Origin of the sequence: Companilactobacillus mindensis DSM 14500 (assembly GCF_001434275.1) — a bacterium.
GTDB lineage: Bacteria > Bacillota > Bacilli > Lactobacillales > Lactobacillaceae > Companilactobacillus > Companilactobacillus mindensis.
In genome coordinates this window covers 104,017-113,068 of the sequence record NZ_AZEZ01000095.1, presented here as the reverse complement: position 1 = coordinate 113,068, position 9,052 = coordinate 104,017, and the positions used below count along the sequence as shown (strand labels likewise).

The window sequence follows — 9,052 nt, the reverse complement described above, 5'->3', positions numbered from 1 at the left end:
TTAAACCCATTAGTCTGGAATGGAATTCTGGTGGATGCTCAGCCGTGGAAGTCTCTCAGCTGGCGAACCTTGCCAGTTTAGAGACAGACAAGCTTAGAGACAATTCGAACCGTAATTGGCTCTAAGTTGCTCTCACAGCGTTCCAGCGTCCACCAGAATTTCATGGAAGACGGCAGTGAACCGTTAACCAAACAATTCAATAAAAACCAGTCTATTAATTAAACAAATTAGTAGACAGTAGTCTTAATAGGCATGAATTGTTGAAACGAATGTCATAATGTTGTTCGAATTAATTTGAAAAAAGGCCAAAAAAAAACAGCCTATCTGGGGGGACGGGCTTGTTTTTTTGTTACACCATGTGTGTAACGGCATTACCAGTAGTGTCAGGGGTAAGATATGAATGCTTGTGAGGTTTCCATATTTGTCAAATAGAGAGGGATTTGTTAATTAATGAAAGCATTCAAAGTAAATTATTGTAATGGGATACGCATTGTTGAAGTAAGAATTGATTGAGGGGGGCAATTCTCACTTGCACTGCGAGTAAGCTTAAAGGTAACGATATGAGGATGTGTATCGCAACCTTTTCATTAAGAGTTAAAAAAGGAAGGAATTGCATTTCCATATCTGTACCCCTTTCACGGTTATAATATAGCATATATGTTTAGACAAATAAATTCATTTTAGAAAAAAATATTTATTTGTTTTTAAAACGATAAACTACTGATTTTGTGTGATTATAATAGTACCTTCATAAGTGTTCTTTTCAAAGAAATAATACTCAAAAAGTCACAATGTGGGGCGTAAATAAGCCGTTTATGAGCAAAATATACAATAATTATATCGGCAATATATTTTTTTAAATTGCATGTAAGCGCTTTAATTATTGATTGGAATTAATTATAATATACCTATACTAAAAAAGGGTGGCAATGATTATGAAAGTAAGTATTGTAGGTTGTACTCACGCAGGAACATTCTCAGCAATGAATATTTTGAAGGAGCACCCCGATTGGGAAGTATCAGTTTTCGAACGCAATGATAACCTCTCATTCCTATCATGTGGAATCGCTCTTTGGGTCAGTGACCGTGTTTCAGATCCCAACAAGATGTTCTATGCAAGTCCAGAAGCTTTGACAGATTTGGGCGCACACATGTACATGCAACACGATGTAACTGACATTGATTTTGACAATAAGAAATTGGCTGTAAAGAACCTTGTCAGCGGTGAAACTTTTGAGCAAGATTACGATAAATTAGTCATCACAACTGGCTCAGCTCCAGTTATCCCTCCAATCACAGGCATCGATTCCAGTCGTGTCATGCTTTGCAAGAACTGGACTAATGCCAAAGAATTGCAAGAAAATGCTAAAGATATCAAGAGCGCTATCGTCATTGGTGCTGGCTATATTGGTGCCGAACTTGCCGAAGGCTATGCAACTTTAGGTAAGGAAACAACTTTGATCGATGCATTGCCACACGTTTTAGCAAAGAATCTTGATCCAAATATGTCCGCTGTCGCTGAAAAAGATTATCTCGATAACGGTGTTACATTAGGCATGAATGAAAAAGTTGAATCATTTGAGGAAACTGATCACAGTATTATTGTCAAAACTGACAAGAATACATACGAAGCTGATGTGGCCATTATGTGCGTTGGGTTCCGTCCTAATACAAAGATGTTCGCTGATGAGTTCGAAACATTGCCAAATGGGGCTTTGCTCGTTGACCAATATATGCACACAAGTAAACCCGATGTCTTCTCAGCCGGCGATGCTGCCTCAGTTCACTACAATCCAACTGCTGATGACCAATATATTCCATTGGCCACAAACTCAGTTCGTCAAGGAATCCTTGTTGGTAAAAATATTGAACATGACACAGCCAAATATATGGGAACACAAGCTAGTTCAGCCGTAGAATTGTTTGGTAGAACTTACGCTGCTAGTGGATTGACTGAAGTTCACGCACAAGCCTTGGGTAAGAAAGTTTCCTTCGTTTCATTGGAAGACAACTATCGTCCAGAATTCATGCTATCAACTACTCCGGTATTGATGAACCTAGTTTGGGATCCTGAATCAAGAGTCATTTTGGGTGGAGCTTTGACAAGTAAGTATGACGTATCGCAGTCAGCAAATCTTTTGTCATTAGCTATTCAAAAGAAGGTTACGATCGATGAACTATCAATGGTCGACTTCTTGTTCCAACCAAACTTTGATAAACCAGTCAACTATGTTAGTGCTTTAGCTGGTGCCGCTGTGGAAAAAGCTGACGCTGCCAAAGAAGTGACTGAATAGAATTACTCCCTGATATAAAGTGTAAAAGAGACAGTCAGTGTGGCTGCCTCTTTTTGTAAATATCGTGGTATTTTTGATGCTAGAAAAAAACAAAGGTGTTACTTTAAAGATAGTTTTAGAGGAGGGGACGACCAATGGATGACAGTGATTACATCATGCGCCAAATCAAATCCTTTGCGGAAGGCTTTGGGATGATGGTTGGTAAAAAAGGTGCTAGTAAAACCGAAATTGTCTATCAACAGCAGCAAAATCAAAACGGCAAGCTTTACACGGCATTAGATGACTTATTGTTGCACGAAAAGTATGAAGCTGCGATTCAGGCCGTCTATGCTCAGAAATTCAATTTGGACCAGGAGCATTATTATGCCTTAGGTCAGTGGTTGATTCAAAAATTGACCAAGATCCCCGAAGTTGATTCCAATTTGTTAGGTGAATTCGTTCATAATATTAATAAATCTAAATAAGAAAACTAAGTAGAGCGGTTGATAAAACCGCTTTTTTTCGTGCCCCCAAAAGCGAATTATAAAAATATCTAGTTATTAAAAATCTCAATGCTACCAATGAAAGACAACAGCAACAATCAAGCCCAGAAAAGAACCATATTAAGGCAAACTTCATCTTCACAAATTATTCTAATTTTAGTAGCAAGGTTTTCATAAATTAAAGTTACTATTTGTACATAGTCAAATATGGCTATACAAAAAAACGAGGTGAAGCATATGAAGAAACATCCTTTTCTAGTCTTAACGGGTGTGTCAGTTTTAGCAGCAGCATGCACTAAGATGATCAGAAATCATAACGCTAAGAACTTTTTGAACTAATTTAAACCAATCAAAAATACAAATTCAAAATACAAAAATACACGAACCAAAACCATTCAAAAAAATCGCTTAATTATTAAATATAAATGAGGTAATGCACATGAAGAAAAATATGATGTCAGGCTTGCTAACGCAAGCCTTTTTTGATGTCTTCTTTTTGCAATTAAACCGATAATCCCATATTATTTGGGTAGTTAGTAAGGAGAATTTAATATGTCAAAACGTCATGTCCTGTATTACTTCGGAGCGTTTTTTATTAATCTTGTTATTATTTCAATTATATTTGCTAGTTCAGGCTTAGTTCCCTTTGGCAGTAACAACTTTTTAAGTAGCGATTTGGGAACACAGTATCTAGCTTTTTTGACGGAATTGAGACGACAATTGGTTTCGGGAAATTTCCATTTGTATCTTTTCAGTCAATCATTAGGTGATAATTTCTTTCCAGTTATCAGCTATTATTTGTTGTCGCCGTTTAATTTGCTGTTAGTCTTGTTCAGTCCTAAAGGCGTACCAGCAGCGGCTAATATAATCATCATGCTCAAAATAGCTATGATGGGCGTAACGATGGCTTACTTTTTGAAATTTTATTTTAAAAAAGTTCGTATCGCTAATTACATGTTTACGATAGCTTACAGTTTCTGTGGTTTCGTGGCTTCATACTTTTATGACTTGATGTGGCTCGATGCGTTGATCATGTTGCCATTGGTAGCGATTGGTGTCTTGAAAGTTATCAAGCAACAGAAGTATGTTTTTTACTACTTTACGATTTTGTTTTCAATTATCTTTAACTATTATTTGGGCTATATGCTCTGTATCTTTTCGTTGTGTTTCTTCATATATGTAGCGATGGAACAAAATCTCTTTCAAAAGCATGACAAGTGGCGCACGATACGTAATTATTTAATGACCTCGGTTTTGGCCGGAATGAGTTCGGCAGTCGTTTTGGTGCCAACCTTAGTGGGGATGTTAAAGACTGCTAAGACTTCCTTCAATGTCTTGAATTACCTGCCGTCAGCACGATTTGGACTAGAAGCTTTAACCGAGTTAGGTATCGGTGGCAATACTTTTGAGCAACGGTTGGAACACGGTCCGTCAGTTTTCATGACTTCAGCGATTTTGATCTTGTTGTTGAGTTATTTTATCAGCGTCAAGATCAGCAATAAGGATAAGTTGAATGCGACATTACTGTTGGGAATCTTGTTGATCAGTATGTTCGTCACAACTTTCAATACGGTCTGGCACATGTTCCAAAACCCAGCTGGTTTTCCCTTTAGAAATAGTTTTATTTTCTCGTTCGTCTGTATTTTTATCGCTTATAAGGCGTTTGACAGCGGAGTACTTCAGGAGACGTCGACGATTGTTAAGAGTACTTGTGTAGCAGGAATTCTGATCTGTATCGGTTATTCGACCCAGTGGCTGTTGCCTAAGATCATTGAACAGTTAGGTTTTGCAACGCCTAATAATCAATATGATGGTAGATATTTCTGGTTGAGTTTAGTCTGCATTATTACTTCAGGTTTGATTTTGTGGGCTTTGAACCGCAAACAGAGTCTGTTGTTCGTAATGTTATTGATGGTGTCATTTGAAGTTATCGCCAACTTTAATTCAGTTATGAGTACGGCTAGTTTTGGAAATCAGCTGATTTATCGGAACGAATTCGATCAAGAAGCGGATATTTTACATGAAGTGAAAAATAAGAGTCATAACGGTCATCGAATCATTGTCTCGAAATCGGGCTTGAACAAGGCTTTTCCTGATAAATACAATAACTATAACGATCCAATTTTGTTCAATATTAACAGTGTCAGTCTGTACAGTTCGACTCTGAATCAAGACACGCTGGAGATGCTGCACAACCTGGGTTACTTTAGTCTGAATGTACGACGGATAAGCTATTATGGTGGAACTAATTTAACCAATGCACTGTTGGGCGTCAACTATCAGATCCGCCAATGGGAAGATCACTATCAAGTTGAAAAGAATTTCAATGCACCGACATTAGGATTTATGGTCAATCAAGATGTCTACGGTTTCAAGATGTACTCCAAACGAGCTCTCGACAATCAAGATCGACTTTGGCAATCTCTAAACGGGACGAGTACGGAATATTTGCGGAATGTATCATTGAACAGCATGCAACAGAGCGACGTCAATAATAAGACGATGTACAGTTATCAACTGACGACGCGGGCTAGTGGACCGTTATACTTTTATGTATCGCCGATGAATTACGACACCGCCAAGATCTATGTCAATGGCAAACGGGTCAAAACCTCGCCAATCAATGTCTATTCGGCGGCCACTTTGCATCTGGGACATTTCAAACGCAATCAGGCAGTGGAAGTACAGATTTTGACTAATAAGTCACTGGATGTAAATCCTAATTACTTCCAATCTTTGGATCAGCCTAGATTCTTGGATACTGTGGCTAAATTCAGACAAAACTCTTTGCGGATCAGTTCAGATTTGAACCACGATACCGTCCGAGGAACAATTAATGTTAAAAAAGCTTCGCCAATGCTATTCAGTATTCCATATGACAATGGCTGGAGTGCACGAGTTGACGGTAAACCAGTGAAAATTCACAAAGTCGTCAATAATTTAATGGCAATCAACTTGAAACCAGGCCATCATCGAGTAGTATTGAATTATCAAGTACCTGGCTTAAAATTGGGTTGGATCATTTCGATAATCTCCGTAATATTGTTCAGTGGTTTTATTTTAACTGTAAAATCAAAAGATAGATCAAATAAAAACTAAAAAATATCATTAATAACAAAATATCAAAAAATATTAGCAAATTTATTTGCATTACTAGCAAGATGTTATAATATTTTGATATGAAACGTTTACAACCAAAAATGAGGTGAAATAATGTCAAGTGAATATATTATGGCAATTGATGAAGGTACAACAAGCACTCGGGCAATTATTTTCGATCAAAGCGGCAGTAAGATTGCGGATGCACAACGAGAATTTACGCAACATTTTCCTGCTCCCGGTTGGGTCGAACACGATGCCAATGAGATTTGGAATGCTGTCCAATCTACAATAGCGACCGTTTTTATTGAATCTGGCATTAAACCTAATCAGATCAAAGGGATTGGGATTACTAATCAGCGTGAAACAACTATTATTTGGGACGAGAAGACTGGTTTGCCAATTTATAACGCTATCGTCTGGCAAAGTCGTCAAACTTCAGAGATTGCTAAAAAACTGGAAACTGATGGCTATGGAGATATGATTCACGAGAAAACCGGCTTGTTGATCGACCCATATTTCTCGGCTACGAAGATTCGTTGGATCCTCGATCATGTCGATGGGGCACAAGAACGAGCTGAAAAAGGCGAATTATTATTTGGCACGATCGATACGTGGATATTATGGAAACTATCCGGTGGAGCAGCCCATGTGACGGACTATTCCAACGCCTCAAGAACTATGTTGTTTAATATCCATGATTTGAAGTGGGATGACGATATTCTAAAGGTTTTGAATATTCCTAGGGCTATTTTGCCCGAAGTTCGACCTAATTCGGAAATCTATGGCAAGACCAAGAGCTATCACTTCTATGGTTCGGAAGTTCCCATTGCCGGTATGATTGGTGACCAGCAAGCAGCGTTATTTGGTCAGATGGCTTTTGAACCCGGAATGGTCAAAAACACTTATGGGACTGGTGCTTTTATCGTGATGAATACCGGCGAAAAACCACAGTTGTCTGACAATAATTTGTTGACGACGATCGGTTACGGTATCAATGGCAAAGTTTACTATGCACTGGAAGGTAGTATTTTTGTGGCCGGTTCAGCTATTCAGTGGCTACGTGATGCTATGCACTTAGTTGATACAGCTCCAGAGTCAGAGGAAGCTGCTTTGGCATCAGATGATGACGATGAAGTTTACGTTGTACCTGCCTTTACTGGGTTAGGTGCCCCATATTGGGATGCCGATGCTAGAGGTGCAGTCTTTGGCTTGACTCGTGGAACGACCAAGGACGATTTCATCAAAGCTACTTTACAATCGTTGGCTTATCAGTCACGTGATGTTTTGGAAACTATGAAACGTGATACCGGTATTGCCATTCCAACTTTGAAAGTTGACGGTGGGGCTGCTAACAATAGATACTTGATGCAATTCCAAGCTGATATTTTGCAGACACCAGTGCAACGAGCCAAGGATTTGGAAACAACTGCTTTGGGTGCAGCATTTTTAGCTGGACTAGCAGTGGGGTATTGGGATAACCTAGATGATATTAAAAAGCAATACGCAACCGGAGCCACCTTTGAACCGGAAATGGACCCTAAACGAGCCGATTATTTGTATGAAGGTTGGCAAGAAGCTGTCAGCGCAACGAGAAAATTTAAACATAAAGCAATGAGATAAAGGCGCAAGCGCCTTTTTTTGTGTGTAGGAGTTTAACAATGGAGAAAGAATATATTTTAGCAATCGATGAAGGGACGACAACTGCTCGGGCAATTATTTTTGACCACAGCGGTAAAAAGGTAGCCGTAGCTCGCCACCCAATTCAACAAATTTTGCCTAATCCTGGCTGGGTCGAACATGAACCCAATGAAATTTGGAATGCCGTGCAAACGACGATTGCCACCGCTCTGATCGATTCAGGCATCAAGCCTCAACAGATTAAAGCTATCGGTATCGCTAGTCAGCGAGAGACAACGGTTATTTGGGACAAGAAGACTGGCTTGCCGATCTATAACGCTATCGTTTGGCAAAGCCGTCAAACTTCAAAATTAGCTAACGACTTGATCAAAGAGGGTTACAAAGAAGAAATTCATCAAAAAACTGGTTTGATCATCAGTCCCTATTTCTCCGCTACTAAGATTCGCTGGATCCTCGATCATGTCGACGGTGCTCAGAAACGTGCTGAAAATGGTGAATTGTTATTCGGAACGATCAATACTTGGCTGTTGTGGAAATTGACTGATGGCGAAAGTTTCATGACCGATTACGCTAATGCCAGTCGAACGATGATTTATAATATCAACACATTATCTTGGGACGATGACCTTTTGAAATTGTTCAATATTCCTAAGGCAATGTTGCCTGAAGTTCGATCGAACTCCGAAATTTTTGGCGTAACGAAGAACTATCAATTCTACGGCTCAGAGATTCCTATTTCAGGAATGACCGGTTCACAACAAGCTTCTTTATTCGGCCAAATGGCGTTTGAAAAAGGTATGGTCAAAAATACTTATGGTACCGGTGCCTTTGCCGTGATGAACACCGGTGACAAACCGGCAATGTCTGATAATAACTTATTGACGACGATTGCTTATGGTATCAATGGCCAGATCAAATACGCTTTGGAAGGTAGTGTCTTCGTTGCTGGGGCGGCCTTGCAGTGGTTACGTGATGACATGCGCTTGATCAGCAGTACACCAGAAACGTCTGCGGCAGCCAAAGCTTCGACTAATCAAGATGAAATCTATGTCGTGCCAGCTTTTGCCGGATTGGGTGCGCCATATTGGGACAACCAAGCTCATGGAACGATTTTTGGCATCACTAGAGGAACGACTGACAAAGATCTTATCAAGGCCACTTTGCAGGCAATCGCTTATCAAACTAAAGATATCATTACGACTATGGCGTCAGATTCTAAGATTCCTATCGAAGTAATGAAAGTTGATGGGGCAGCTTCGGCTAATGATTATTTGATGCAATTCCAAGCTGATATTTTGGATATCGACTTGCAACGTTCCTCTGAATTAGAGACAACCTCGTTGGGAGTCGCCTTTATGGCCGGACTCGGCGTTGGTTTTTGGAAAGATCAGGAAGATATTAAGAAAAATTATCAAACTGGCAAACTTTATCAACCAAAAATGGCCTCATCAGTCCGTGAAAATTTGTATGCAGGATGGCAAAATGCTGTCACGGCAACGATGGCATTTAAACATAAACGTTAATAAGATTAAGAGT

At 39.4% G+C, this 9,052-nt stretch carries 5 protein-coding genes; all 5 read left to right on the top strand.

Annotation, left to right across the window (positions count from 1 at the left end):
- Window positions 1-935 precede the first annotated feature (935 nt).
- The 5 genes from FD29_RS09585 (at window position 936) to glpK (FD29_RS09565) (ending at window position 9,039) form a co-directional block, all read left to right on the top strand.
- Window positions 936-2,294: an FAD-dependent oxidoreductase gene (locus FD29_RS09585; RefSeq protein WP_057888715.1), complete on the top strand. Its 1,359-nt coding sequence runs from the start codon at window positions 936-938 to the stop codon at window positions 2,292-2,294.
- Window positions 2,295-2,428: 134 nt separating this feature from the next.
- Window positions 2,429-2,758, top strand: coding sequence for a hypothetical protein (locus FD29_RS09580; protein ID WP_057888714.1), 330 nt, complete (start codon window positions 2,429-2,431; stop codon window positions 2,756-2,758).
- Between the two features lie 570 nt (window positions 2,759-3,328).
- Complete coding sequence (locus FD29_RS09575; RefSeq protein ID WP_057888713.1) at window positions 3,329-5,875, top strand: YfhO family protein; 2,547 nt, start codon at window positions 3,329-3,331, stop codon at window positions 5,873-5,875.
- 114 nt (window positions 5,876-5,989) lie between these two features.
- Window positions 5,990-7,498, top strand: a complete 1,509-nt coding sequence (glpK, locus tag FD29_RS09570) for a glycerol kinase GlpK (RefSeq protein WP_057888712.1) — start codon at window positions 5,990-5,992, stop codon at window positions 7,496-7,498.
- A 38-nt stretch (window positions 7,499-7,536) separates the two neighbouring features.
- Window positions 7,537-9,039 (top strand): glycerol kinase GlpK, encoded by a 1,503-nt coding sequence (glpK, locus tag FD29_RS09565; RefSeq protein WP_057888711.1) that lies wholly within the window; start codon window positions 7,537-7,539, stop codon window positions 9,037-9,039.
- The last annotated feature ends 13 nt before the right edge of the window (window positions 9,040-9,052 follow it).

Coding starts and splice junctions, on each gene's coding strand:
- glpK (WP_057888712.1), top strand. CDS start 5,990: ATGTCAAGTGAATATATTATGGCAATTGATGAAGGTACAACAAGCACT.
- FD29_RS09580 (WP_057888714.1), top strand. CDS start 2,429: ATGGATGACAGTGATTACATCATGCGCCAAATCAAATCCTTTGCGGAA.
- glpK (WP_057888711.1), top strand. CDS start 7,537: ATGGAGAAAGAATATATTTTAGCAATCGATGAAGGGACGACAACTGCT.
- FD29_RS09575 (WP_057888713.1), top strand. CDS start 3,329: ATGTCAAAACGTCATGTCCTGTATTACTTCGGAGCGTTTTTTATTAAT.
- FD29_RS09585 (WP_057888715.1), top strand. CDS start 936: ATGAAAGTAAGTATTGTAGGTTGTACTCACGCAGGAACATTCTCAGCA.